The following is a 24,454-nucleotide window of genomic DNA, read 5'->3' as shown; positions in this document are numbered from 1 at the left end:
TGGGCCGCTCTTTTCATATTGATGGTAAGCCTGCCGGCCTACAACCAATGGTCTGGATCGCGCATCCCGTGGACAATCGCCACAGCGATAACACCATCGGGCTGCGGCTCGTTGAGGACGATATAGCTGCCTTCGACGAGCACGCGGGCCGTTGCGCTTAACTCGGGCCGTGCGCTGCCCATCTTGGGGTGCTGCGCCGCCAGCTCCAGTCTTTCGAAAATGCGCATCAACAGTCTGTCTGCTGCCTTTTCATCGTCGGCGGCGATGGTGTACCAGATGTCTCGCAAATCCTGCGAAGCGCGCGGTGTGAGCCGATGGCTAGCCACGGGCGCGGCGTTCTGCCTTCAGGCTGCGAATGAACTCGGTGTGGTCGACAGCCACTGGCTCGCCGCTGGCCATCCCGTCGGCATAGGCCCGCTTCAAGTGCTGGAGTTCGAGCGTGCGCAATTCCTCGCGCTGCTCCCATAAGCGCAGGGCGTCGCGGACAATCTCGCTGTTGGAAGCATAACCGCCACCTTCGATAGCGCTTTGCAGGCGAGCTATCTGCTGCGCGGTAAGGGATATAGTGAGGGTGCGCATAGGTTCGTTTTTCATACCCACATTATAATGCGTCCAACAAGATCTAACAATATCTGTTAGGAATCTGCCCCTGCATCATGACCGCCCGACGCGCACCAGCCACCGCGCCGTCCTCGCCATGCAGGCGTGCAGCACCGGAACACCATATTCGATGGCAGGCAGGCCATGCGGCGCCCTTGGCGGGATCGCCAGCATCCGCCATGCCCGCCCGGCGGCAGGCAAAGCTGCGTCCCATCAGACGGTGTCGCCAGCGCGCCGTCCTTGAAATCGCTCAGCAGCCATTGGCCTTCGCGGGTGACGAAGGTGGGAACGGAGTCGTATTTCGCCGATCCAGAGTACGCATGACATGGTTGCCGAAAGCAGCGAAACCTCATGCTCGGCGGAGCGCCCGCCGAACAGCACGCCGACACGAAGTCTCTTCGCAGCCATCGACAACTCCACCAAGGATCAGGGTCGGAGCTCGCATGCGAAACACAAGGCGCGCCCTAAAGTGGTCGAGCAATAGGCCAAGGATTGGAGTGGATTTTGACCAGTTCGAGCAGTTTTTCAGCACGACCTGAAAAAGCAGTTCTCCGCCTGGAGTCCTTCAGGTGGGAGAGCGGTTCGCCGTTTTGGTAAAACGATGAACCGCTCCAGGTCTATGTCTAACGCAGCGCCGCCGCGATATTGCCGCCGTCGACCGTGGTGACATCGGCGGTGGTGCGCTCGGCTAGCGCGTGGTGCAGGAAGGCCTGCGCCACGTCGTCTGCGGTCACTTCCTGCCCGAGCAGGTTGCCGGACATGTATTCCTTCTCCGACACGCCGCGCGCGCCGGAGCGGCTGGCGATCATCGCGTCGGTCAACAGGCCGGAGCGGATGCGGTCGGCATTGACGGCGTTCGACCGGATGCCGTGCGCGCCGTAGTCGAGCGCATATTGCCGGGACAGGAATAGCGTCGCCGCCTTCGGCACACCATAGGCGCCGAATTTCGGACCCGGGTTGACCGCCTGCTTGGAGGTGTTGAACAACAACACACCGCCGGTGCCCTGTTCCAGCATGATGCGCACCGCGTTCTGCGCCGCCGACTGGTGGGCGAAGAAGTTGAGCTCGAAACTCTTGCGCAGCAGGGCATCGTCGAGCTCGCCGATGCGGCCTTCCCAGGCGGCACCGGCGTTGGAGACCAGAATGTCGACGCCGCCATAGACAGCGACAGCTTTGTCGAAGGCGGCGCGCATCTCGGCCGGGCTGGTGATGTCGGCGCCGACGCCGATCGAATTGTTGCCGGCTGCCTTTGCCGCCTCGGCCGCCCTGACCGCATCGAGATCGACGACGACGGCATGCGCGCCATTGGCGGCGAACAGTTTTGCCGTCGCTGCACCGATCGCGCCGGCGCCGCCGGTGATCAGCACCACCTGGCCGGTCAGCGGCTTCGGCTTGTTGGAGGCGAGCTTGGCCTGCTCAAGCGACCAGTACTCCAGCGGGAAGAGATCGGCCTTCGATAGAGGATGGAAACTGCCGACGGCCTCGGCGCCGCGCACCGCCTCGATCCACATCTCGCCGACGTCAGATGCGATCTTCGCATCCTTCAGCGTGCGGCCATGGCCGAACATGCCGAGGCCCGGCACCAGCGTCAGCCGCGGCATCGGGTCGAGCATGGTGCGCTCGACGTCGTCCAGCGCGTCATTGGTTTCGAAATAGGCGCGGTAGTCGTTGGCGAAGGCGTCGACATGGCTCTTGATGACGGCCTTGTAGTCGCCGGCCTTGTCGGCGTCTGGCGCCGGAACCGCCATCGGTCCGGTCTTGATGCGGATCGACAGATCGGGCGTCGACACGCCGCGTCCGGCATAGTCTGCAATGCCGGCCGAGTTGATGAAATCGACGATGGCGTCCGAAGTGCGGAAATCGCTGATCATGCGGTCGAAGCGGCCTTCGCCACGCGCCACCGCGACCGCGCCACGCAGCATCGGCGCGATCGCTGCCGGCGTTGCGAGCTTGGCCGGCAGTGCGGCTTTCGCTGTCTTCGGCTTGCCGTTCTTCGCCACATAGTCTTCGGCCACGTTCACATAATGGATCATGCGGTCATAGGCCTGCTTCGCATCGTCGCCGAAGGTGAAGATGCCATGCTTGTCGAGGATCAGGCCTTCGACGCTGGGGTCGGCGTCGTAGACATCGGCGGCCACCTTGGCGAGGTCGAAGCCCGGCTTGATGTAGGGCACGTACCCCATCTTGTCGCCGAACACGGTCTTGATCAGCGGCTTGCTGTCCGGCTGGTCGACGATGGCGAGGATCGCGGTCGAATGCGTGTGGTCGACGAATTTATGCGGCAGGAAGGCGTGCAGCAGCGTCTCGACCGATGGATTGGGGGAGGCGGGGTCGATGAGGTTCGCCCGCTGCAGCGCCACCATGTCCTCGTCGGCGAGGCTGGCCAGCGCACGCGCCTTCAGCAGCGCGCCGAGCTTGACCGCCGGCAGGCCTTGCGGCTCGATCACACCCATGTCCCAGCCGCTGCCCTTGACGCACAGCACGTCCCATTCGTCGCCGACGAGGTCTATGGCCTTGGTCTTGCAGGAAGTGTTGCCGCCGCCATGCAGCACCAGCCGCGGCTCGCCGCCGAGCAGCCGGGTGGTGTAGACGCGCAACGCGAGGTCGCGGGCCACGCCCTTTTTCGCATAATCGCCCACCAGTCTTTCCGCGTCGTCGTCATTCCAAAGGTTCTTCATGTCGCTATGTCCGCTTTGCTGTCTTTGATGTTGCTGTGAACAGGAGTGCCGCGACGCCTTGATGACAATGCGCCGCTGCAAGGATTTCGTTTGTCAGGAAGCCTTTTTTGCCCCCGCGCTGGCTCCGGCATATTCGAGCAGCCGCCGCGCCATGCCGGCGCCGACGACCAGATGCGTGCAGAGTCCGCCGGCGAGTGCTGCGAGCAGCGGTTCGAACTTGCTGTCTTCCTGGACCACCATCAGCCGCTTTTCGATCTGGCGCAGTGACGACAGCGAGGCCGAGATGACGCGGCGGTTGTAGCTGCAGTCGAGCGCCTTGCCGGTGGCATCGATGATCTGGCCGGCAACGACTCCGGCGGCGCCCGCTTCTCGCAACAGCCCCATCTCGCCGGGGCTGAGCGCGCCGCATTTGACGACATGGCTGTCGCCATCGACCGTGCCGACCGAATAGAGCGCCAGATCGCAGTTGGCAATATCGGCCAGTTGTTCGCGGATCACCGGTTCGGCGCGCAGCCCATGCGCCAGCAATTCCGTCGTCAGCACCAGCGGCGCGTAGAAATTGAGGCCCTTGGCGTTGAGCCGCCGGGCGATCTCCATCGTGCACTGGTCGGGACGGTAGGAGTAGGGCGCGCCGAGATTGCCGCAGAGCTGCACAACGGTGACGTCCTGCAGGTCGGCATAGGACATGACGTCGGCGATAGTGTAGACGGTGCGGCCCCAGGCGACGCCGATCCGGTCGCCCTTCTTGACCAGTTCGAGAAAGACGCCCGCCGCCAGCACCGCAACGTCCGTCGAAGGGTCGACGACATAGGCATTCTCCGGCGCGATCCACACCGCATCAAGCTTGAGCGCGTCCTCGAGCTGGCGCGCAAGCACGTCGTCGGTGAACAGCTGCGTCGAGGTCGAGATGTTGACGATGCCGGTCTCGCGCGCCTTGCGCAAATACATGGCGACCGAGGCGCGGGAAATGTTAAGCTGGCTGGCGACCTGGTCCTGGCGCAGACCATGGGCATAATAGAGCCATGCGGCCTTGTGGATAAGCTGTTCTGCCGGTCGGATCGCCATGCCGTCTCCTCGGCTGACATTATTCACGGCTCTCGACAAAAGTCAAACTGGCGTGGGTACACGATACCTCTTTGCCCATCGAATCTGGACGATCATTGCGCCAAATGTGCCCGGTCGGGAATCGCCGATGGTGACGTGGCGGGAACCTGTGGTTAGAAGTTCTCAACAATGAAAATTCGGGGAGCACGGGATGGGCAGTCCCTACGAGCAGGATCTCGGCAAGAACGCCGCCAACCATCAGCCGCTGACGCCGCTCACTTATCTGGAGCGGGCGGCAAGCACCTATCCCGATCATGTCGCCATCATCCATGGCAGCCAGCGCATCACCTATCGCACCTTCTGGCGGCGCTCGCTGAAGCTGGCCTCGGCGCTGTCGAAGCGCGGCATCGGCAAGGGTGATACGGTGACCGTCATGCTGTCCAACACGCCCCCCATGCTGGAGGCGCATTTCGGCGTGCCGATGGCCAAAGCGGTGCTGCATTCGCTCAACACAAGGCTCGATGCCGCCGTCATCGCGTTCCAGCTCGACCATGCCGAGACCAAGGTGCTCATCGTCGACCGCGAATTTTCCGCTGTCGTCAAACAGGCACTGGCACTGGCCAAGGTGAAGCCGCTGGTCATCGACTATGACGATCCCGACTATGCCGCCGATGCACCCTATCCCAAGGGCGAGCGCATCGGCGCGATCGACTATGAGGCGTTCGTCGCCGGCGGTGACCAGGGCTACGCCTGGTCGATGCCCGACGACGAATGGGACGCCATCTCGCTCAACTACACCTCCGGCACGACAGGCAATCCGAAGGGCGTCGTCTACCACCATCGCGGCGCTGCCCTGATGGCTTACACCAACACCATCCATGCCGGCATGGCCAAGCACGCCGTCTATCTGTGGACGCTGCCGATGTTCCACTGCAATGGTTGGTGCTTCCCATGGACAATGGCCGTCCAGGCCGGCACCCATGTCTGCCTGCGCTGGGTGCGGCCGAAGCCGATCTATGATGCCATCGCCGACCACGGCGTGACGCATCTGTGCGGTGCGCCGGTCGTCATGTCGGTGCTGATCAACGCCAGGGACGAAGACAAGCGGACGTTCTCCCAGACGGTGACCTTCAATACGGCGGCAGCACCTCCGCCGGAAGCGGTGCTGTCGGGCATGGCCGATGCCGGCTTTGCCGTCACCCATCTCTACGGGCTGACCGAGACCTATGGCCCGGCGGTCGTCAACGAATGGCACGACGCGTGGGACGATCTAGACAAGGGATCGAAGGCGCAGAAGAAGGCAAGGCAGGGCGTGCGCTATGCCGCACTCGAAGGCCTGACCGTGATGGACCCGGGGACGATGCAGAAGACGCCGGCCGACGGCGAGACGATCGGTGAGGTCATGTTTCGCGGCAACATCGTCATGAAGGGCTATCTGAAGAACAGGAAGGCGACCGAAGAGGCCTTTGCCGGCGGCTGGTTCCACTCCGGCGACCTCGGCGTCATGCATCCCGACGGCTACATCCAGCTCAAGGACCGCTCCAAGGACATCATCATCTCCGGCGGCGAGAACATTTCATCGATCGAGGTCGAGGAAGCCCTCTACAAACACCCGTCCGTGGCGTCCTGCGGCGTCGTCGCCAAGGCAGACGACAAATGGGGCGAGGTGCCGGTCGCCTATGTCGAGCTGAAGCCCGGCAAGGTGGCAAGCGAGGCCGAGATCATCGAACACTGCCGCGCGCTGCTCGCCCGCTTCAAGGTGCCGAAGGCGGTGATTTTTGCCGAGATCCCGAAGACATCGACGGGGAAGATCCAGAAGTTTCAGCTGCGGGAAATGGCGAAGGGATCTTAGTTCCAGAGCGCAACGGCACGCGCAAGGTCGAGTTCGCGCACACCCTCTGTCACCCTCTGTCACCAAATTATACGCGTACGTCGAATTCGCATTGACACTTCCCTCTTTTCGATTTACGACTGACGAAAGTTGAAATTCGTCACTCATAAATCGACAGAGAGCCATGTCCGAAGCCGCCAGCATAATGGCCGACTCCACCCGCCAGGAGAATGTCACCCGCATTCTCGACTGTGCCGAACGCCTGTTCCGGCACTATGGTTACGGCAAGACCAATGTCGCCGACATCGCCCGCGAACTCGGCATGTCGCCGGCCAACATCTACCGTTTCTTCGCCTCCAAGGTCGAAATCCACCAGGCCGTCTGCGGCCGCATGCTCCTCGCCAGCTACAACATGGCCTACGAGATTTCCCGGTTGCCGATCAGCGCCGAGGAGCGGCTGCGCCGCTACGTGCATGCGCAGTACAAGATGACACTGGAAGTCATGCTCGACGACCAGAAGGTCCACGAAATGGTCATCGTCGCGCTCGAGCGCGACTGGGGCGTCATCGACAAGCATATCGACAGCATTCACGACCTGTTTGCCGAGGTGATCCGCGAGGGCATCGAGGCCGGCGAGTTTGCCGACCAGGATCCGGTCATCGCATCGCGCTGCTTCGGCGCCGCCACCGTCATTCTGTGTCACCCCCAAATGGTGGCGCAATGCCTTGCCAAGACCAATCGGGCGATGCCCGACGATCTCATCGATTACGCGATCAAGGCTCTGAAGTAACAGCCGCCGCCCGCCGGGCGCCGGTGTCGACCGTTCATCTCCAGTCGGGAGCACGAAAGTGTCTTTGTCCAGTTCCATCATCCGCAAGCTGCCGGTCGCCGGCCTGATCGTCGCCACGCTCGGGCTCGCCGCCTGCAGCCAGGAGAAGACCGAGGTCCAGGACATCATCCGTCCGGTCAAGGTGGTCGAGATCGGCCAGGCCGAAAAGAGTCGCGAACTCACCTATTCCGGCTCGGTGCGAGCCCGTACCGAAATGAACCTCGGCTTTCGCATCTCGGGCAAGGTCACTGAGCGCCTGGTCGACATCGGCCAGCATGTGACGACAGGCGATGTGCTAGCCCGTATCGATCCCACGGACTATGAGCTGTCGGTCAAGAGCGCCAAGGCCAGCCTCGACGCCGCCGAGCGGCAGGTCGAGACGGTCGATCTGTCCCGCAAGCGCGCCGAACAGCTTTTTGCCAAGAACTTCACCTCCAAGTCGCAACTCGAACAGGCGACGCTGAGCTACAACCAGGCGGTAGCGACGCGCGATGCCGCCCGCTCTACCCTTGCCCAGGCGCAGAACCAGGTCGTCTACACCGATCTCAAGGCGAGCGAGAACGGCATCGTCACGGCGGTCTCGGCCGATGTCGGCCAGGTGGTCGGCGCCGGAACGCCTGTGATGACCGTTGCCGTCGACGGCGAAAAGGAAGTGCTGATCGCGGTTCCCGAAATGGACATCGCCGCCTTCAAGCCGGGAAAGGACGTCAAGGCCAGCTTCTGGTCCGATGACGCGCTGGCGCTCTCCGGCAAAGTGCGTGAAGTCGCCGGCAGCGCCGACCAGCAGTCGCGCACCTTTGCCGTCCGCGTCTCGCTGCCCGACGACCCGCGCGTGCTGCTCGGCATGACCGCCAACATCGAGGCCTCGGTGGCCAAGAAGCAGGAGATGGTGTCGATCCCGCTCAGCGCGCTTGCGGAAAAGGATGGTCGCAAGATTGTCTGGACCGTCGACCGCGCCGGCGAGACGGTGCACGAGCGCCTGGTCAAGGTTGCGGAGTTCACCGCCGACGGCGTCAGCGTCGCCGACGGGCTCAAGCCGGGGGATGTCGTCGTTGCCGCCGGCACCCAGTTCATGACCGAGAATCTCAAGGTCAAGCTGACCGGCGATGCGGTCCAGGCCGCCTCTGCGGAAGGCGATGCCGCAAAGGCCCTGCGCTGACCGCAGGCATGAAGCCGGCTTGATCGTCGCTTCGGCGAAAGGGCTGGGCAAGCGAATTCAGGGTTTCCGGGCGGCGAGCGCCCGATGGTCGAGACGCCAAGATCAAGTTCCCCCGCATCGATCCGCGCGTCCCACCGCGATGAGTGTCTCTCCGCTCGGAAAGCCTCGCCGCCCGGAAGCCAGCATCGGAATATCCTAGCTGCATGCAAAGCGTATGCGCGCACGATCAACGAATTGGACTGACGCCGATGACCACCACCGACAGCACTGAAAAGCAGCCTTTCAATCTTTCGCGCTGGGCCATCGGCCATCCCTCGATCGCGCGCTTCCTGTTCGGTCTGATCATCATTGCCGGCGCGCTCGGCCTAATGCGCATGGGCCAGAAGGAAGACCCCGATTTCACTTTCCGCGTCATGGTCGTCCAGGCGATCTGGCCGGGCTCCTCGATCCAGGAGATGGAAGACCAGGTCGTCAACAAGATCGAGCGCAAGCTGCAGGAAACGCCGCACCTCGACTTCGTCCGTTCCTACACCCGCGCCGGCAGCGCCATCATCACCGTCCAGATCAAGGGCGACACCAATGCAGAGGAGGTGAAGGACGCCTTCTACCAGGTGCGCAAGAAGGTTGGCGACATCTCCGGCGACCTGCCGCAAGGCCTGCTCGGGCCCTATTTCAACGACGAGTTCGGCGACACCTTCATCACCCTGCACTCGATCGGCGGCGACGGCTACAGCTATCCGGAGCTGAAGAAATTCGCCACCCAGGCTCGCGACATGCTGCTGACGACGCCGGGCGTCGAGAAGGCCGTCATCATCGGCGACCAGCCGGAGAAGCTTTATATCGACGTCTCGTCCAAGGCCCTGGCCGAACGCGGCCTGACGCTGACCGACCTGCAGAACGCCATCAAGGGCCAGAACAATGTCGATCCGGCGGGCTCCGTCGACACCGGCCTGCGCTCGGTGCGCATCTCGGTCGAGGGCGATGTCACCAGGGCTGCCGACATCAGGGAATTGCGCCTGCGCGCCGGTGGTCAGGTGACACGTCTTGGCGACATCGCCACCGTGAGTTCCGGTCTCGAAGATCCCTATCAGCGCAAGTACCGCTTCAACGGCCACGAAAGCGTCCAGGTCGGCGTCGTCATGGCCAAGGGTTTTAACGTCAGGGACGTCGGCACGGATGTCGAGGCGACCTACAAGCGCTTTGAGGAAGCGCTGCCCTACGGCGTTGCGGTTGACCAGATCTCCAACCAGCCCGAGGTTGTCAAGGACGCCGTCAACGAGTTCATGGAGGCGCTCGGCGAGGCGCTGCTGATCGTGCTTGCTGTCTCGCTGCTGTCGATCGGCTGGCGTTCCGGCCTGGTCATCGCCATTGCCATTCCGCTGGTGCTGGCCGCCACCTTCGCCATCATGTACGAGCTCGGCATCGATCTGCAGCGCATTTCGCTCGGCGCCCTGATCATCGCGCTCGGGCTGTTGGTCGACGACGCCATGATCGTCGTCGAGATGATGGAGCGCAAGCTGGAGGAGGGGCTGGTCAAGATCGAGGCGGCGAGCTTCGCCTATTCCTCGACCGCCTTCCCGATGCTGAGCGGCACGCTGATCACCATAGCCGGCTTCATCCCGGTCGGCTTCGCCGCCTCGACCGCAGGCGAATATGTGCGCACGCTGTTCTATGTGGTCGGCATCGCGCTGGTCGTGTCGTGGTTCGTCGCCGTCTATTTCACGCCGTGGCTGGGCTACATGATCCTCAAGCAGCGCAAACACGCCGGCAACCATCATGACGCCTTCGACACCGGCTTCTACCGGCGGCTGCGCGCCACGGTCGGCTGGGCGGTGCGCCACCGCATCATCGTTCTGGTGATGACGCTGGTCACCTTCGCCACCAGCCTGTGGGCGTTCCAGTTCATCCCACAAAACTTCTTCCCGCAATCCTCGCGGCCGGAAATCCTCGTCGATCTCTGGTTGCCTGAGGGAACCTCGATCAAGGAGGTCGAGACGCAGGCCAAAGCGCTGGAAGCCCGGATGATGGACGACAAGGACAAGCGCTTCATCGCCACCTATATCGGCGAAGGCGCGCCGCGCTTCTTCCTGCCGCTCGACCAGCAATTGCGCAATCCGAACTATGCGCAGCTTCTGGTGATGGCCAATGACGAGCCGGCACGTGAGCGGCTGATCCTCAAGCTGCGCTCAGTCCTGGCGCAGGATTTCCCTTCGATCCGCTCCAAGGTCGACCGTCTGTTCCTCGGCCCGCCGACCGGCTGGCCGGTGCAGATGCGCATCATGGGTCCGGACCGCCAGGAGGTGCGCCGCATAGCTGACCAGGTGAAGGCGAAATTCGCCGAAAATCCGCTCCTCGGCGCCGTCCATGACGACTGGCTGGAGCCGGTACCGGCGATGAAGCTGGTCATCGACCAGGACCGCGCCCGTGCGCTTGGCGTCACCTCGCAGCGCATCCGCCAGATGCTGCAGGCAGCGATGTCCGGCGCGCCGCTCGATGACTTCCGTGATGGCGAGGAGACGGTTTCCATCGTCGCCCGCGAACCGGACGCCAGCCGCAGCCTGCTGTCCTCGGTCGACTCGGTCTATATCCCGACCGATTTCGGCGGCTTCGTGCCGCTGTCGCAGGTGGCCAAGGTGGTGCCGGTGCTCGAGCAGGGCGTCGAATGGCGGCGCGACCGCCTGCCGACCATCTCGGTGCGCGCCACGCTGCCGGATGGCGTGCAGTCGAACGACGTCGTCACCAAGCTCTACAATGACATGCAGGGCATGCGCGCCGGCCTGGCGCCCGGCTACAAGATCGAGATCCAGGGCGGTGCGGAAGATTCCGCCGAAAGCCAGGCCTCGATTGCCGCCAAGGCGCCGATCATGCTGGCCGTCATCGTCGTGCTCCTGATGATCCAGCTGCAGCATTTCGGCAAGGCGATGCTCGTGCTGGCCACCGGTCCGCTCGGCATCATCGGTGCGGCGGCGGCTCTGTTGATCAGCGGCGCGCCGTTCGGCTTCGTCGCCATCCTTGGTGTCATCGCGCTGCTCGGAATCATCATGCGCAACTCGATCATCCTGGTCGACCAGATCGATCAGGACATCGCCAGGGGGATGGACCGATCGGAGGCCATCATCGGCTCGGCCGTGCGCCGTTTCCGGCCGATCGTGCTGACGGCGATGACGGCGGTGCTGGCGCTGATCCCGATCTCGCGTGCGGTGTTCTGGGGACCGCTCGCCTACGCCATGATGGGCGGCATCCTCGTCGCCACCGTACTCACCATCCTGGTGCTGCCGGCAGGCTACGCGCTGTTCTTCGGCCGCGAGCCGAAGAAAGGCAGGAAGCCGGCTGATGAGGCCGTGCAGGACAATGACAGGCCGCCACTGGCGCTGGCCGCCGAGTAGGCGCTGCTGGGGCACAGGATCTTCCTTGGAAAATGCTGGAACGCCGTACGCTTGACGTGCGGCGTTCTGGCTTTCTCCTTGCCGGTGGCACCGAGCACCCAGGCAAGTATCTCAACACCAGGCGGGTTCATCAAAATAGGTTGAACGGCCACCTGTATGAAAATGCTTCGCGGCGCCGGTTTTGCAAAACAGAATTCCTTCCCAGGACGGCAAAGCCGTCCGATCCTGCTTACATATCGGAGCGGCAACCCTCGTTCGCATCAGGTGATCATCCCATGGTAGACAATAAGCAATTGCGGCTCGGCGCCTTCATGCGTCCGGTCAGTCTTCACACCGGGGCCTGGCGCTATCCCGGCTCATATCCCGATGCCAACTTCAACTTCGCCCATCTGAAGCGCTTTGCGCAGACGCTTGAGGCGGCGAAGTTCGACGCCTTCTTCATGGCCGACCATCTGGCCGTTCTCAACATGCCGATCGAGGCGCTACGGCGCAGCCACACGGTGACCTCGTTCGAGCCGTTCACGCTGCTGTCGGCGCTCGCCGCCGTCACTGATCATATCGGCCTTGTCGCCACCGCATCGACGACCTTCGACGCGCCCTATCACATTGCCCGTCGCTTCGCCTCGCTCGACCATATCAGCGGCGGCCGCGCCGGCTGGAACATCGTCACCACATCCAATCCCGACGCCGCGCTGAACTTCGGCCTCGACGAGCATGTCGAGCACGACGAGCGCTATCACAATGCGCGGGAATTCTACGATGTGGTGACCGGCCTCTGGGACAGCTTTGCCGACGACGCCTTCATCCGCGACGCCGAGAGCGGGCTCTATTTCGATCCCGCGAAGCTGCATGTGCTCGACCATAAGGGCGAGCATCTCTCGGTGCGCGGCCCGCTCAACATTGCGCGGCCGGTGCAGGGCTGGCCGGTCATCGTCCAGGCCGGCGCATCTGAGGCCGGGCGGCAGCTGGCAGCCGAAACGGCGGAGGTGATCTTCGCCGCCCATTCCGATCTGGCGTCCGGGCAGCGCTTCTTTGCCGATGTCAAAAGCCGGGCCGAGAAGCTCGGCCGTTCGCGCGACGACATCAAGATCCTGCCCGGCGCCTTCGTCATCGTCGGCGACAGCGTCGAGGAAGCACAGGCCAAACGCGCCAAGCTCGACAGCCTGGTCTATTACGAGAGCGGCATTGCCTCGCTGTCGATCGCGCTGGGGCACGACGCATCCGGCTTCGATCCCGACGCGCCCTTGCCCGAAATCCCCGAGACCAATGCCTCCAAGAGCGGCCGTGAGCGCGTCATCGAGCTGGCGCGCCGAGAGACTTTGACCGTCCGCCAGCTGGCGCAGCGGCTCGGCGGCTATTCCGGCCTTGCTTTCGTCGGCACGCCGAAAACCATCGCCGATTCGATGGAGGAATGGCTGTTTGCCGAAGGGTCAGACGGCTTCAACGTCATGTTCCCCTATCTGCCAGCCGGGCTCGACGACTTCGCCGAGAAGGTGGTGCCCGAGCTGCAGCGGCGAAAGCTCTTCCGGCGCGAGTATGAGGGCACCACCTTGCGCGAGAATCTCGGCCTGAAGCGGCCGCCGAACCGGTTCTTCGAAGGCTCCGAAGGGGCCATTCGCAAGGCCGGCTGACGTCCTGCCATAAAAAGAAACAGGCGCGCCGAAGCGCGCCCATTCTTTTCAAGCCATCACTTTCAGATGACGAAGTACCAGTTGGCGAGCAGCATCACCACCACGCCGGCGACCAGCGTCAGGTAGGGCAGCATGCCTGCCTTTTTGACCGAGAGGTCTGCGCCCGCCATGCCGAGGTCGGCCAGCATGTGGTCGGGGAACTTGCCCTTGTCTTGGACGTAGTGCCGGTAGCAGAACACCGGGATGATCAAGGCGGCTGTGATCAGGCCGGCCCAGAGCGCCATCGGGTTCCACACCTTGGCGCCGGCGCCCATGAAGATGGCGTTTACATAGGCGAAGATGGCGCCGAGGCCGAGCAGCCAGCTCGGCGCCTTCCAAGGCCGGTTGATGTGGCCGTTGTCGATGCGGTGGATCCAGCCGGCATTGAGGTTGAGGAAGTTGAAGATGATGTAGCCGCAGTTCGACACGGCGAGGATGAAGAAGAAGCTCGTCGCGTCGGCCGAGGCGATGGCCAGCACGATCAGGTTGAAGACGAGATCGGTCCACATGGCGCGCGTCGGCGCGCCATGCTCGTTGACGTGGCTGAGATAGCGCGGCAGCCAGCCATCGACCGAGCCCTGGTAGAGCGTGCGCGACGAGCCGGCCATTGCCGTCATGATGCACAGCACCAGCGCCAGGATCATCAGCATCACCAAGAGGCTGTGGATCAATGCGCCACCCCCGACCATGCCGGCCAGTGCATCGGCGACACCCGAGCCGTCGACGATCGGCGTCGCCAGCATGCCGTTGAGGCCCAGCACGCCCTGGAAGGTGAAGGGCACCAGGATGAACAGAAGCATGCAGAGCAGGCCGGAATAGAAAATCGCCTTGAACGTGTCGGTGCCCGGGTTCTTGAACTCCGATGTGTAGCAGACGGCGGTCTCAAAACCATAGGTCGACCATGCGGCGATGAACATGCCGCCCAGCACCAGCGTCCAGCCGGCAATGTTCCACGAGCCGGGCTCCGGCGCGTAAGCCGCCGCCAGCGGCACCAGCGGCGAAAAGTTCGCCCAGTTGATCTGGCCGGTGACGATCGGCACGACACCGACGATCAGCATCGGGATGATGACCAGGAGGCCGATATACTTCTGCACATTGGCGGTGCCGAGAATGCCGCGATGCTGGATCGAGAAGATGATCAGCATCAGCACCGCGCCGATGAAGAAAGTGGCATTGAGGGTGAAGGAGACAGGACCTAGCGTGTGGCTGAACAGCGTCCAGTTGCGGATCGCCGGCGTGGCCGCCGCGGTCACCGCGGCGATGGCGTCGGCAGGCACCGTTCCGGCATGCGCCGCGATATAGGCGACGACGTCCGGCGACGCCTCGGTGAACAGCGGCACCGGCGCCAGCGCGTTGAGAATATAGGCGGCGGCGATCGAGCAGCCCAGCGACAGCACCGGCGACCAGGCGAACCAGTTGCACCACACCGACAGCGGCGCGATGAACTTGGAATAACGCAGCCAGGCGGTGGCGCCGTAGATCGAGGCGCCGCCCGACTTGTTCGGGAACAGGCCGGCGATCTCGGCATAGGTGAAGGATTGCAGGAAGCCCATGATCATGGAAGCGATCCAGATCCCGAAGGCCAGCGTTCCCGTCGTTCCGGCAATGCCGCCGATCGAAAACAGGACAAGGGCAGGAACGCCGCTCGCCACCCAGAAGGCGCCGCGCCAGTCGATGTTGCGGAGCAGCTTGCCTTCAGCGGGCTGCTCCAGGGCAGTGGTAATCGTGCTCATCTGTCTGAATTCCCCATTTTGTGTTCCCGGCCGGTGATGCCTCGGCTTCGCGAAGCTTGTTCCCCGGTACATGACCGCACGACTCCAGTGTTTCCACTCAGTCGTATTTTTTTCTTAACAGTGAAGATTGATCCGGCGCGCTTTCACGTCAAGTGATTTGTGGCGTCGTGCACATCACGGTTGCGAAACGCTCGCTTTGTCCTTCTCCCCTTGTGGGGTGAGAAGCGGTCCGCGGTAGCGGACGGAAAGCCAATTGCTTTCGAGCTTCGAACGCCCTGAGCCTGCGAAGGGCCGGGGGTGCAACCCTCAGGATCGCGGCCTGGTCTTTTGCGGATCGTAGTGGGCGAAGGCCACGACGCGCGCCGGCAGCCGCTTGGCATGACCGTCGAGCTTGCCGATCTCCACCTCTGTGCCGATTGCCGCGTGGGTGACGTCAAGCCTCGCCAGAGCGATGTTTTTGTTCAGCACCGGCGAGCGAATGCCCGAGGTGACGACACCGATCTGGGCGCGGCCGATATGGACGCAATCCCCATGGCCGACGGCGACATTGCTGTCGATGTCAAGGCCAACGAGCTTGTGCTGCGGATGTTCCTTGCGCCTTATCAGAGCCTCGCGGCCGATGAAATCGTCGGTCTTGGCCTTCAACGGTACGGTGAAGCCAATGCCCGCCTCGAACGGGTCGGTCTGGTCGGAGAATTCGTAACCGGCGAAGATCAGCCCGGCTTCGATGCGCACCATGTCGAGTGCCTGCAGGCCCATCGGCTTCAGCCCGTGCGGCTGGCCGGCCTCCCAGATGGCATCGAACACTTTTTCGGCGTCGCGTGGGTGGCACCAGATTTCGTAGCCGAGCTCGCCGGTATAACCGGTGCGCGACACCACGACCGGAATGCCATTGCCGCCGCCGATGCGCGCGACAGCGAAGCGGAACCATTCGAGTTCGTCGATCGACGGTTGCAGCGGCGAGGTCCAGACCACCTCTCGCAAAATGTCACGGCTCTTCGGCCCTTGGACAGCGACATTGTGCATCTGATCGGTGGAGGAACGCACCAGCACGTTGAGGCCAAGCTTTTTCGCGGTGTCGCGCAGCCATTCGCCGGACAGGTCGTCGCCGCCGACCCAACGGAAATTGTCCTTGCCGAGCCGCAGCAGCGTGCCGTCGTCGATCATGCCGCCATGCTCGTAGCACATGGCGGAATAGACGACCTGGCCGACGCCGAGCTTCTTGACGTCGCGGGTCAGCGTGTATTGCAGCAGCGCCTCGGAATCCGGGCCGGTGACCTCGAACTTGCGCAACGGCGACAGGTCCATGATCACGGCATCCTGCCGGCAGGCCCAGTATTCGGCGATGGCGCCTTCCTTGGCGAAGGAATTGGCCAGCCAATAACCCCGGTATTCCACGAAGTTGCGGGTGTGCTTGGCGAAGCTTGAATGGAAGGCGGTCTCGCGGGTCATTTTCGGTTCCGAATCGGGCGTCATGCGTCTGGCGATCGCTCGCGAGAATTTGTGTTGGCCGGAATAGGTTCGCACATGGATGTCGGTCGGGTTCCAGCCATTGGCCGGTGTCGTGTCGTCGGGACAGGCGGAGGAGACGCAGACGATGTCGGTGAGCGCCCTGAGCAGGACATAGTCGCCGGCGCGCGACCACGGCTCATCCGACACCATGACGCCATGGGCGTCGATCGCCGTGTTGAAGAAGAAGTTGATCGCCATCCAGCCGGCACGTGGGGTGACACCCTTGTCGGCCAGCGCGCGGTTGAAATTCTCCGAGCAGTTGGTGTGGCCGGGATAGCCGATGTCGTCGTAATATTTGGCGGCACACGCCAGCGCGAACGCGTCATGCCGGCCGCATGTGTCCTGGATAACCTCGACCAACGGCTCCATGTCCTGGTCGTAATATTTCGAGTGAAGGCCGGGCATCGGGTAGCTCGACCCCATCAGCGTGCGCGTGGTCGTTACGTCGAGCGGATGGTCCAGCCCCTTGTCCAGCTTGCGCGCCGAGAAGCACTGGAAATCGGTGCACTGGCGGCCGTCGACATCGATGATCTGCAGGTAGTCGCCCGCCTTGACGAAATAGGGTTCGGCTGTCGCCGAATGGACGCGCAGATCGAGCACCGGATCGGCAAGCGGATCGGCCAGCTGCGACTTTGTCTTCAGGCGCACGGTGGCGCGGCGCACCATGACGGTGAGCGGCGTTGCCGTGTCGTGGCCGTCGACCAGCATCGGCCCGCTAGGCGCTGCAATCAGCAAGCCGCCATCGCGCGCGACGGTGAAGGCCTGCTCGGTGCCTGCCGGCGTGGCGCCGCCGAAGACGCGCACCGCCTTGGCCTGGTCAAGCTGCACCTGGCGGCGCTCGAGTCCGCGGCGCACGGAAGCGAGGCTATCGTCGCCCTCGGCCAATAGCGCCTTGATCCCGGCGGCATTGCTATTGGACTTTTCGCCGAAGATGGCGGGGTCGGTGGCGCCTGACTTGTCCCAGGCCAAAAGCTCGCAGGCCTGGCCGCCCTCGACATTGCGGATGGCAAATGTATCGCCGGCCTCGATATCGATCAGCACCGCGCCGTTACCGGGGGCCGCATACCGCTCCATGCCCGGCGGCAGCGCGATCTGGCCGGGCCGCAGGATGAGGCTTGGCCGGGGCGGCCCGGCTGTCACTGAAGGGTAGGGCGACTGGCTCATCTCAGCCTTGCGGTTCGAGAAACAAGTTTGCCTGTGTGTAAAATTACTTTAGCTGCAAGAATAGCAGCGCGGTTGGGTTTGGCAAGGTGGAGGTGGCGTTCTCGACGCGGTCGCTGCAGGTTAGACCCTTCCAATCAAACCCATCTTCCGAACGCCAGCGCCGCCCCTCATCTGGCTGCCGCCATCTTCTCCCCGTAAACGGGCGAAGCTGTCGTCGCCGGTTTCGCCAATCGCCAGCGTTGCAGGACGAGCGCCGAGGCTGCGACCAGCTTCTTTCTCCACGTCACTATACGGGGAGAAATGCCCGGCAGGGCAATGAGGGGCGGCGCCAACATTTGAAACTATCGAGCTAAAGCTCCTCGGAATGCCCGATAGCCACACCATACTCCGCAGCCGAATCCAACATCGTGTGCCACAGACTTTCGGCAAACGTCGCAAACACCAGGAGGTTGAACACCGCCTGCCCATCCGCCTTGTCACCACCACGCCAGAGCGTGACGCTGGTGTGATCCATCGAGGTCGCGGCAGCAGCGCCAACCGGAAACGCATCGGGATGCAAATCAATCGACGAAAGTTTCGCCAGCATGACGCGCGCCTTGAGGCCGCAGATGCTGATCAGCACGCGTGCATGCGATTGGTCGGATAGCGAAGCGGAACATGCAAAGGTCTGAGCGAGCACCTCAGTCCTGCCACCCTTCGACAGGACAAAAAACTGATCCGGTCCCGACCAGATCAGCGTCGCATCCGCGGTGCCAACCGCCTTCGGCGTTTCCGGAGCCGCGACGCCGAAACGAGCGTTCGCGGCCTTGGCCAAATCACCCGCCTTGCCGCGCCGTGCCATCACCTGGACGAGGTCGAAATTGCGGATCTCGGTCAGCGACACACCGGCATCGCCTTGCGGGCCGTAAGCGCCAGGAGCGAGCGCGCGCTCGAGCGGGCTACGAACATCCCAGGAAAAATCAGCCACGCTGGCGCCCTCCATCGAGATCGTAGAAGACGGGATTGCAGAGTTCGACATCATAGTCTTCACCGCGCAGCGGATCATGCGCGTGGACGATCTCGCCGATGCGTTCGCGGCCGCGCTCGACAAGGCCGAGACCGATCCACTGGTCGAGCGTCGGCGAGAAGCAGACCGAGGTGACGTAGCCCTGGTCGTTATCAGGCCCGGGCGTCTGGCCCTTCGGGATGATGTGCGCGCCGGAGCGCAGGCGGCGCGCCTTGTCGACCGGCTTGATGCCGACCACGACCTGCCGGTCCGGCGCCACCAGCGCCTCGCGGCCGGCCATGACGCGACCGATGAAATCCTTCTTGGTCGACATCATCTTGCCGAGGCCGAGATCGGCGGCGGTCGTCGTGCCGCTCAGTTCCGGTCCGGCGACATGGCCCTTTTCAACGCGCATGACGCCGAGGGCTTCTGTGCCATACGGCGTCACGCCGAACGGTTTTCCCGCCAGCATCAAATTGCGTGCCATCGCTTCACCGTAACGCGCCGGCACAGAAATCTCGAACGCCATCTCGCCGGAGAAGGAGATGCGGAACAGCCGCGCCTTGATGCCGCCGCGCAAAGCGACTTCGCGCACGCCCATGAAGGGAAAACCTTCGTTCGAAAGGTCCTCGGCAGGGTCGACGATTTCCTTCAACAGGTCTCGCGTCCTTGGCCCGGCAATCGAGAACTGCGCCCACTGGTCGGAGACCGAGGTCAGTTGCACGTCGAGTTCGGGGAATAGCACCTGCCGGCAGAATTCGAGATGCTGCATCACCAGCCCGGCCTTCGCCGTGGTCGTGGTGAGGAAATAATGGTCCTCGGCCAGCCGCGACGTGGTTCCGTCATCGTAGACCAGGCCATCCTCGCGCAGCATAAGCCCGTAGCGCGCCTTGCCGACGGCGAGGCTGGAGAACGTGTTGATGTAGACGCGGTCGAGGAAGGCGCCGGCATCCGGGCCATGCACGTCGATCTTGCCCAGCGTCGAGACATCGCAGAAGCCGACGCCCGAGCGCACCGCCTTGACCTCGCGGGTGACCGATTCCAGCCAGTCCTTCTCGCCCGCGCGCGGATACCATTGCGCGCGCTTCCACAGGCCGGTGTCGACAAAGATCGCGCCTTGTTCGGCCGCCCAGTGATGCGACGGCGTCAGCCGCGTCGCATGGAAATTTTCGTCGCGATGGTGGCCGGCAAAAGCGCCGATGGCGACCGGCACGTAGGGCGGGCGATAGATGGTCGTGCCGGTCTCGGGAATGGATTTGCCCGACACCGCCGCCATGATGGCGAGGCCGGCGACATTGGACGTCTTGCCCTGGTCGGTCGCCATGCCGAGCGTGGTGTAGCGCTTCAGATGCTCGACCGATTCAAAACCCTCGCGCTGCGCCAGCTCGATGTCGGACGCGGTGACGTCATGCTGCTGGTCTACAAAGGCCTTGCCTTTGCCGGCGACGTGCCAAAGCGGGGTCAGCGAGAACGCCTCGTCGTCGGCGACCGGTGCCGATCCCGCATTGCCGATCCGGCTGGCGTCCCGCGCCGCTGCGGCGCCGGCCTCGAAACCTGCGCGCAGGCAGGCGCCTAGCCCGAAGTTGCCGTTAGCCGCACCTGCGGCGACCATACCGGGCGGCGCGCCGTCCGGCACGAAGGCGGCGATGTCGTCTCGCCATTTCGGCCGGCCGCGATGGTAAGAGGTGAGCCCGACCGCCGGATTCCAGCCGCCGGAAACGGCAAGCCCGTCGGCCTCGCCCTCGGCGCGCGCGCCGCCGGTCAGCGACACCGCTATTTTTCTTACGCCGTCCTTGCCGCCGTCGACGCCGCTGACCGAACCATGCAGCACGGTGAAGCCGTTCCTGGAAGCGAGAGAACGATGGGCAGGCGAGACGTCAGGCCGCGCGTCGATCACCGCCGCGATCTGCAGCCCGGCGCCAAGTGCCGTCTCGACCGTGCGCCAGCCATCCTCATTGTTGGTGAACAGCGCGATCCGCTTTGCCGGCGTCGCCGCATAACGTGTGACGTAGGTGCGGATGGCGGACGCCATCATCACGCCGGGCGTGTCATTGCCGGCAAAGACGATGGGACGCTCAATCGCGCCGGCGGCGACGACGCAGCGCTTGGCCACGATGCGCCACAGGCGCTGGCGCACCTGATGCTCGGGCGGCACCGGCAGATGATCGTTGACCCGCTCGATCGCGCCATAGGTACCGCCGTCATAGACGCCGAACAGGGTCGTGCGGGTCATGATGCGGACATCCGGCATCGAGCTGAGCTCGGCCAGTGTGCGCGACAGCCACTCCGCGGCCGGCAGACCGTCGATCGTGCCGCCATCCGACAACAGACGGCCGCCGGGCGCAAAATCTTCTTCGCACAGGATGACGCGCGCACCGCTGCGGCCTGCAGCGAGTGCGGCGGCGAGACCGGCCGGACCGGAGCCGGCGATCACCACATCGCAATGCGCCCAGGCCTTGTCGTAGTGATCCGGATCGGGGGTGACCGCCGCGCGACCCAAACCCGCGGCGCGTCGGATCGCCGGCTCGTAGACCATTTCCCAGAATTTTGCCGGCCACATGAAGGTCTTGTAGTAGAAGCCGGCGACGAAGATCGGTGCGAACAGCTGGTTCACCGACATCACATCGTGGCGCAGCGAGGGCCAGCGGTTCTGGCTTGCCGCTTCGAGGCCTTCATACAGTTCGGCCGTCGTGGCCTTGGTGTTGGCCTCGCGCCGTGCGCCGGTGCGCAGTTCGACCAGCGCGTTGGGTTCTTCCGAGCCCGCAGTCAGAATGCCGCGCGGACGATGGTATTTGAACGAGCGGCCGACCAGCTTGACGCCATTGGCGACCAGCGCCGACGCCAGCGTGTCGCCCTGGAAGCCGGAAAATGTCGTGCCGTCGAAGCGGAAGGTGAGGGGGGTGGAACGGTCGATGAGACCGCCGGATGAGAGACGATGAGAGGTCACGATGTCCAGCCTCTGATCCATATGGTGTCATGGCGAAGGATGGCGCCGCCCCTTACCCTCCCCCTTGTGGGGAGGGTCGCTGCGCAGCAGCGGGGTGGGGGTACTGCCGTGGGCTGTCGTCATCATACCCCCAACACCTCGTGCAGCTGTTGCGTGTGAGCGGCAAGCTCGCTTGCGGCAAAACCCTCCACCACCTTGCCGTGCTCCATCAGGTAGAAGCGGTCGGCGATGCGGGCGGCGAAGCGGAAATTCTGCTCGACGAGCAGGATGGTCATGCCGCGCTTTTTCAAGGTCGCCAGCAGTTCGCCGATGCGCTGGACGATGACCGGCGCCAGGCCCTCGGTCGGCTCGTCGAGCAGCAGCATCTGCACGCCCGTCCGCAGGATGCGGGCGATGGCCAGCATCTGCTGTTCGCCGCCGGAGAGTTTGGTGCCGGGGCTGTTGCGGCGCTCCTTGAGGTTGGGAAAGAGACCGAAGATTTCCTCGACGCTCATGCCGCCCTTGGCCACAACCGGCGGCAGGATCAGGTTTTCGTCGACGGTGAGCGTGGCGAAGATGCCGCGTTCCTCCGGCACGAAGCCGATGCCGCGATGGGCAACACGATGCAGCGGCAGGCGCATCAGGTCGCTGCCGTCGAAGGTGACACTGCCGCTGCGCTTGCGGACCAGCCCCATAATGGCGCGCAGCGTTGTGGTCTTGCCGACACCGTTGCGGCCGAGCAGCGTCACCGTCTCACCGCGAAAAACGTCGAGGTTGACGCCATGCAGCGCATGGCCCTCGCCATACCAGGCATGGAGATCGCGCACGGCAAGCAGCGGCTCACTCATGCTCGGTCCCCCTGCTCGGTCCCCATGTAGGCGACCCTGACGCGCTCATCGTTGCTCACCGTTGCGTAGTCGCCGGCGGCGAGCACCTGGCCGCGCTGCATGACGGTGATCCAGTCGCAAAGGTCGGCGACGACGGTGAGATTGTGCTCGACCATCAGCACGGCGCGGTCCGTTGCCAGCGAGCGGATGATGCCGGAAATGACGCCGACATCCTCGTGCCCCATGCCGGCCATCGGCTCGTCGAGCAGCAGCACTTTCGGGTCGAGCGCCAGCGTGGTGGCGATCTCGAGCACGCGCTTTCGGCCATAGGAGAGATCGCCGGCCGGACGATGCGCGACATCGTCGAGACCGACGACGGCAAGCAGTTCGCGCGCCCGTGGCGTCAGTTGGTCAAGCGCGGCCAGCGAGCGCCAGAACTGGAAGCCGAGCCCGCTCGGCCGCTGCAAGGCGACGCGGACATTGTCGAGCACGCTCAGATGCGGAAAGATCGCCGATATCTGGAACGAGCGGACGAGACCCATGCGCGCCACCCTGGCCGGCGCGGTGCGGGTGATGTCGTTGCCCAACAGTTCGATCCTGCCGCTGCTCGGCTGCAGGAACTTGGTCAAGAGGTTGAAGATCGTCGTCTTGCCGGCGCCGTTCGGCCCGATCAGCGCATGGATCTGGCCGTGATGGACGTCGAGGTCGACATTGTTGACGGCAATGAAACCGGCAAAGTCGCGCCGCAGGCCGCGGGCGGAGAGCACCACCCGCGGCTTGATTTCGGCACCGTCCGGCTGGACGGCCACGGCTTGCGCCATCGTCACTTGGTGACGAGCGGGCAGCCGCTGTCTTCGGCCTTGATGAAGGCCTTGTCGCCCGGAATGGTCGCAAGGTAGGTGTAGTAGTCCCAGTCCTTCTTCGACTCCTCGGGCTTCTTGACCTGATAGAGATACATGTCGTGCACCATCGACCCGTCGGCCTGTACCTTGCCGTTGGCGTTGATGATGTCGTCGACGGGCATTTCATGGAGTTGCTTGGCGACCGCCTCGGTCTCGTCGGTGCCGGCCTTGTCGATGGCCTTGAGATATTGCAGCACCGCCGAATAGGTGCCGGCCTGGATCATGTTGGGCATGCGGTTGGTGCGCTTGAAGAAGCGCCCGGCGAAGTCGCGGCTCTTGTCGTCGCGGTCCCAGTAAAACCCTTCGGTGAGCACCACGCCCTGCGCCGCCTGCAGGCCGAGGCCGTGCACCTCGGCAAGGGTGAACAGAAGGGCTGCCAGCCGCTGGCCGCCGGCGACAATGCCGAACTCGGCCGCCTGCTTGATGGTATTGGAGGTGTCGAGGCCGGCATTGGCAAGGCCGATAACCTTGGCGCCGGAGGACTGCGCCTGCAGCAGGAAGGAGGAATAATCCGTCGATCCCAAGGGGTAACGCACCTCGCCCAGCACTTTGCCGCCGCTTGCCTCAACAACCTTTGAGGTCTGCTCCTTCAGCGAATAGCCGAAGGCATAGTCGACGGTGATGAAATACCAGCTGTCGCCGCCCTGCTGCACCAGCGCGCCGCCGGTGCCGACCGCCTGCGAGTGGGTATCGTAAGCCCAGTGGAAACCGTAGGGCGAGCATTGCTTGCCGGTCAGGTCGGCCGATGCCGCTCCGGTAACGATGTCGATCTTCTTCTTTTCCTTGGACAACCCCTGGACGGCGAGCGCCACCGAGGATGTCGTCAGTTCCATGATCGCGTCGACCTGCTCGGTGTCGTACCACTGGCGCGCAATGTTGGAGGCAATGTCGGGCTTGTTCTGGTGATCGGCGTTGACGATCTCGATCGGCGCGCCCTGCACCTTGCCGCCAAAATCCTCGACCGCCATCTTGGCGGCCTCGACCGACCATTTGCCGCCGAAATCGGCATAGACGCCCGACTGGTCGTTGAGGATGCCGATCTTGACCTTGCCGTCGGAAATTTCGCCGGCCGCCGCCGGCATCGCAGTCGCCGCAAGCAGCGCGGCTGAGACGAGATAGGATGCTTTCACAGGTGGTTCCTCCCTTGTGGCCGACGCTGGAAAACGCGGCGGCCTTGCAATGGTTCAACAGTTCCGTCCGGTTCTCGC

16 protein-coding genes and 1 pseudogene are annotated in these 24,454 nt (G+C 63.8%); 5 read left to right on the top strand and 12 right to left on the bottom strand.

The window, feature by feature from the left end; genetic code table 11:
• Positions 1-38: 38 nt before the first annotated feature.
• The 5 genes and pseudogenes from NKI06_RS13780 to NKI06_RS13760 all read right to left on the bottom strand — a co-directional run bounded on the left by NKI06_RS13780 (position 39) and on the right by NKI06_RS13760 (position 4,343).
• Positions 39-326 carry a type II toxin-antitoxin system RelE/ParE family toxin gene (locus tag NKI06_RS13780; protein WP_352985779.1) on the bottom strand — a complete coding sequence of 96 codons (288 nt, stop codon included), beginning with the start codon at positions 324-326 and terminating at the stop codon, positions 39-41.
• Positions 319-579: a ribbon-helix-helix domain-containing protein gene (locus tag NKI06_RS13775; protein WP_023823503.1), complete on the bottom strand. Its 261-nt coding sequence runs from the start codon at positions 577-579 to the stop codon at positions 319-321. Before NKI06_RS13775 ends, NKI06_RS13780 begins: the two co-directional genes overlap by 8 nt.
• A 94-nt stretch (positions 580-673) precedes the next feature.
• Positions 674-1,008: pseudogene (locus NKI06_RS13770) on the bottom strand (D-alanine--D-alanine ligase A); the annotation flags it as partial.
• Positions 1,009-1,223: 215 nt separating this feature from the next.
• Positions 1,224-3,278 carry a bifunctional aldolase/short-chain dehydrogenase gene (locus NKI06_RS13765; RefSeq protein ID WP_352985777.1) on the bottom strand — a complete coding sequence of 685 codons (2,055 nt, stop codon included), beginning with the start codon at positions 3,276-3,278 and terminating at the stop codon, positions 1,224-1,226.
• Between the two features lie 93 nt (positions 3,279-3,371).
• On the bottom strand, positions 3,372-4,343 hold the full coding sequence (locus NKI06_RS13760; RefSeq protein WP_023709943.1) for a sugar-binding transcriptional regulator: 972 nt from the start codon (positions 4,341-4,343) through the stop codon (positions 3,372-3,374).
• A 190-nt stretch (positions 4,344-4,533) separates the two neighbouring features.
• On the opposite strand from NKI06_RS13760, the gene NKI06_RS13755 reads away from it, so the two are divergent.
• From NKI06_RS13755 to NKI06_RS13735, 5 genes are all read left to right on the top strand, one after another.
• Positions 4,534-6,174 (top strand): acyl-CoA synthetase, encoded by a 1,641-nt coding sequence (locus tag NKI06_RS13755; protein ID WP_352985775.1) that lies wholly within the window; start codon positions 4,534-4,536, stop codon positions 6,172-6,174.
• 163 nt (positions 6,175-6,337) lie between these two features.
• A complete protein-coding gene (locus tag NKI06_RS13750; RefSeq protein WP_023668564.1) occupies positions 6,338-6,943 on the top strand; it encodes a TetR/AcrR family transcriptional regulator in 606 nt (201 codons plus the stop codon).
• 58 nt (positions 6,944-7,001) lie between these two features.
• Positions 7,002-8,141 carry an efflux RND transporter periplasmic adaptor subunit gene (locus tag NKI06_RS13745; RefSeq protein WP_023692166.1) on the top strand — a complete coding sequence of 380 codons (1,140 nt, stop codon included), beginning with the start codon at positions 7,002-7,004 and terminating at the stop codon, positions 8,139-8,141.
• Positions 8,142-8,389: 248 nt separating this feature from the next.
• Positions 8,390-11,527, top strand: a complete 3,138-nt coding sequence (locus NKI06_RS13740; protein ID WP_023696637.1) for an efflux RND transporter permease subunit — start codon at positions 8,390-8,392, stop codon at positions 11,525-11,527.
• Between the two features lie 275 nt (positions 11,528-11,802).
• Complete coding sequence (locus tag NKI06_RS13735) at positions 11,803-13,158, top strand: LLM class flavin-dependent oxidoreductase (protein WP_023704836.1); 1,356 nt, start codon at positions 11,803-11,805, stop codon at positions 13,156-13,158.
• Positions 13,159-13,220: 62 nt separating this feature from the next.
• Here NKI06_RS13735 and NKI06_RS13730 read toward each other — a convergent pair whose 3' ends face one another.
• The 7 genes from NKI06_RS13730 to NKI06_RS13700 form a co-directional block, all read right to left on the bottom strand.
• Positions 13,221-14,930, bottom strand: coding sequence for a trimethylamine N-oxide permease (locus NKI06_RS13730; RefSeq protein WP_023684441.1), 1,710 nt, complete (start codon positions 14,928-14,930; stop codon positions 13,221-13,223).
• Between the two features lie 306 nt (positions 14,931-15,236).
• Positions 15,237-17,606, bottom strand: a complete 2,370-nt coding sequence (locus tag NKI06_RS13725) for a trimethylamine N-oxide demethylase (RefSeq protein ID WP_023704837.1) — start codon at positions 17,604-17,606, stop codon at positions 15,237-15,239.
• 349 nt (positions 17,607-17,955) lie between these two features.
• The gene (locus NKI06_RS13720) at positions 17,956-18,588 is read right to left on the bottom strand and encodes a sarcosine oxidase subunit gamma (RefSeq protein ID WP_352985772.1); all 633 of its coding nucleotides are present in this window, start codon (positions 18,586-18,588) and stop codon (positions 17,956-17,958) included.
• Positions 18,566-21,559, bottom strand: a complete 2,994-nt coding sequence (locus tag NKI06_RS13715) for a sarcosine oxidase subunit alpha (RefSeq protein WP_352985770.1) — start codon at positions 21,557-21,559, stop codon at positions 18,566-18,568. Before NKI06_RS13715 ends, NKI06_RS13720 begins: the two co-directional genes overlap by 23 nt.
• A 101-nt stretch (positions 21,560-21,660) precedes the next feature.
• Complete coding sequence (locus tag NKI06_RS13710; protein WP_023743305.1) at positions 21,661-22,365, bottom strand: ABC transporter ATP-binding protein; 705 nt, start codon at positions 22,363-22,365, stop codon at positions 21,661-21,663.
• Complete coding sequence (locus NKI06_RS13705; protein ID WP_286441604.1) at positions 22,362-23,165, bottom strand: ABC transporter ATP-binding protein; 804 nt, start codon at positions 23,163-23,165, stop codon at positions 22,362-22,364. Before NKI06_RS13705 ends, NKI06_RS13710 begins: the two co-directional genes overlap by 4 nt.
• Before the next feature lie 2 nt (positions 23,166-23,167).
• A complete protein-coding gene (locus NKI06_RS13700) occupies positions 23,168-24,376 on the bottom strand; it encodes an ABC transporter substrate-binding protein (protein WP_023743303.1) in 1,209 nt (402 codons plus the stop codon).
• Positions 24,377-24,454 lie beyond the last annotated feature (78 nt).

The organism is Mesorhizobium sp. M0772, assembly GCF_040320135.1.
Lineage (GTDB): Bacteria > Pseudomonadota > Alphaproteobacteria > Rhizobiales > Rhizobiaceae > Mesorhizobium.
This window is presented reverse-complemented; position numbering and strand designations above follow the sequence as displayed.

Coding starts and splice junctions, on each gene's coding strand:
- NKI06_RS13710 (WP_023743305.1), bottom strand. CDS start 22,365: ATGAGTGAGCCGCTGCTTGCCGTGCGCGATCTCCATGCCTGGTATGGC.
- NKI06_RS13750 (WP_023668564.1), top strand. CDS start 6,338: ATGTCCGAAGCCGCCAGCATAATGGCCGACTCCACCCGCCAGGAGAAT.
- NKI06_RS13715 (WP_352985770.1), bottom strand. CDS start 21,559: ATGGATCAGAGGCTGGACATCGTGACCTCTCATCGTCTCTCATCCGGC.
- NKI06_RS13740 (WP_023696637.1), top strand. CDS start 8,390: ATGACCACCACCGACAGCACTGAAAAGCAGCCTTTCAATCTTTCGCGC.
- NKI06_RS13705 (WP_286441604.1), bottom strand. CDS start 23,165: ATGGCGCAAGCCGTGGCCGTCCAGCCGGACGGTGCCGAAATCAAGCCG.
- NKI06_RS13730 (WP_023684441.1), bottom strand. CDS start 14,930: ATGAGCACGATTACCACTGCCCTGGAGCAGCCCGCTGAAGGCAAGCTG.
- NKI06_RS13735 (WP_023704836.1), top strand. CDS start 11,803: ATGGTAGACAATAAGCAATTGCGGCTCGGCGCCTTCATGCGTCCGGTC.
- NKI06_RS13760 (WP_023709943.1), bottom strand. CDS start 4,343: ATGGCGATCCGACCGGCAGAACAGCTTATCCACAAGGCCGCATGGCTC.
- NKI06_RS13720 (WP_352985772.1), bottom strand. CDS start 18,588: ATGGAGGGCGCCAGCGTGGCTGATTTTTCCTGGGATGTTCGTAGCCCG.
- NKI06_RS13755 (WP_352985775.1), top strand. CDS start 4,534: ATGGGCAGTCCCTACGAGCAGGATCTCGGCAAGAACGCCGCCAACCAT.
- NKI06_RS13775 (WP_023823503.1), bottom strand. CDS start 579: ATGCGCACCCTCACTATATCCCTTACCGCGCAGCAGATAGCTCGCCTG.
- NKI06_RS13765 (WP_352985777.1), bottom strand. CDS start 3,278: ATGAAGAACCTTTGGAATGACGACGACGCGGAAAGACTGGTGGGCGAT.
- NKI06_RS13725 (WP_023704837.1), bottom strand. CDS start 17,606: ATGAGCCAGTCGCCCTACCCTTCAGTGACAGCCGGGCCGCCCCGGCCA.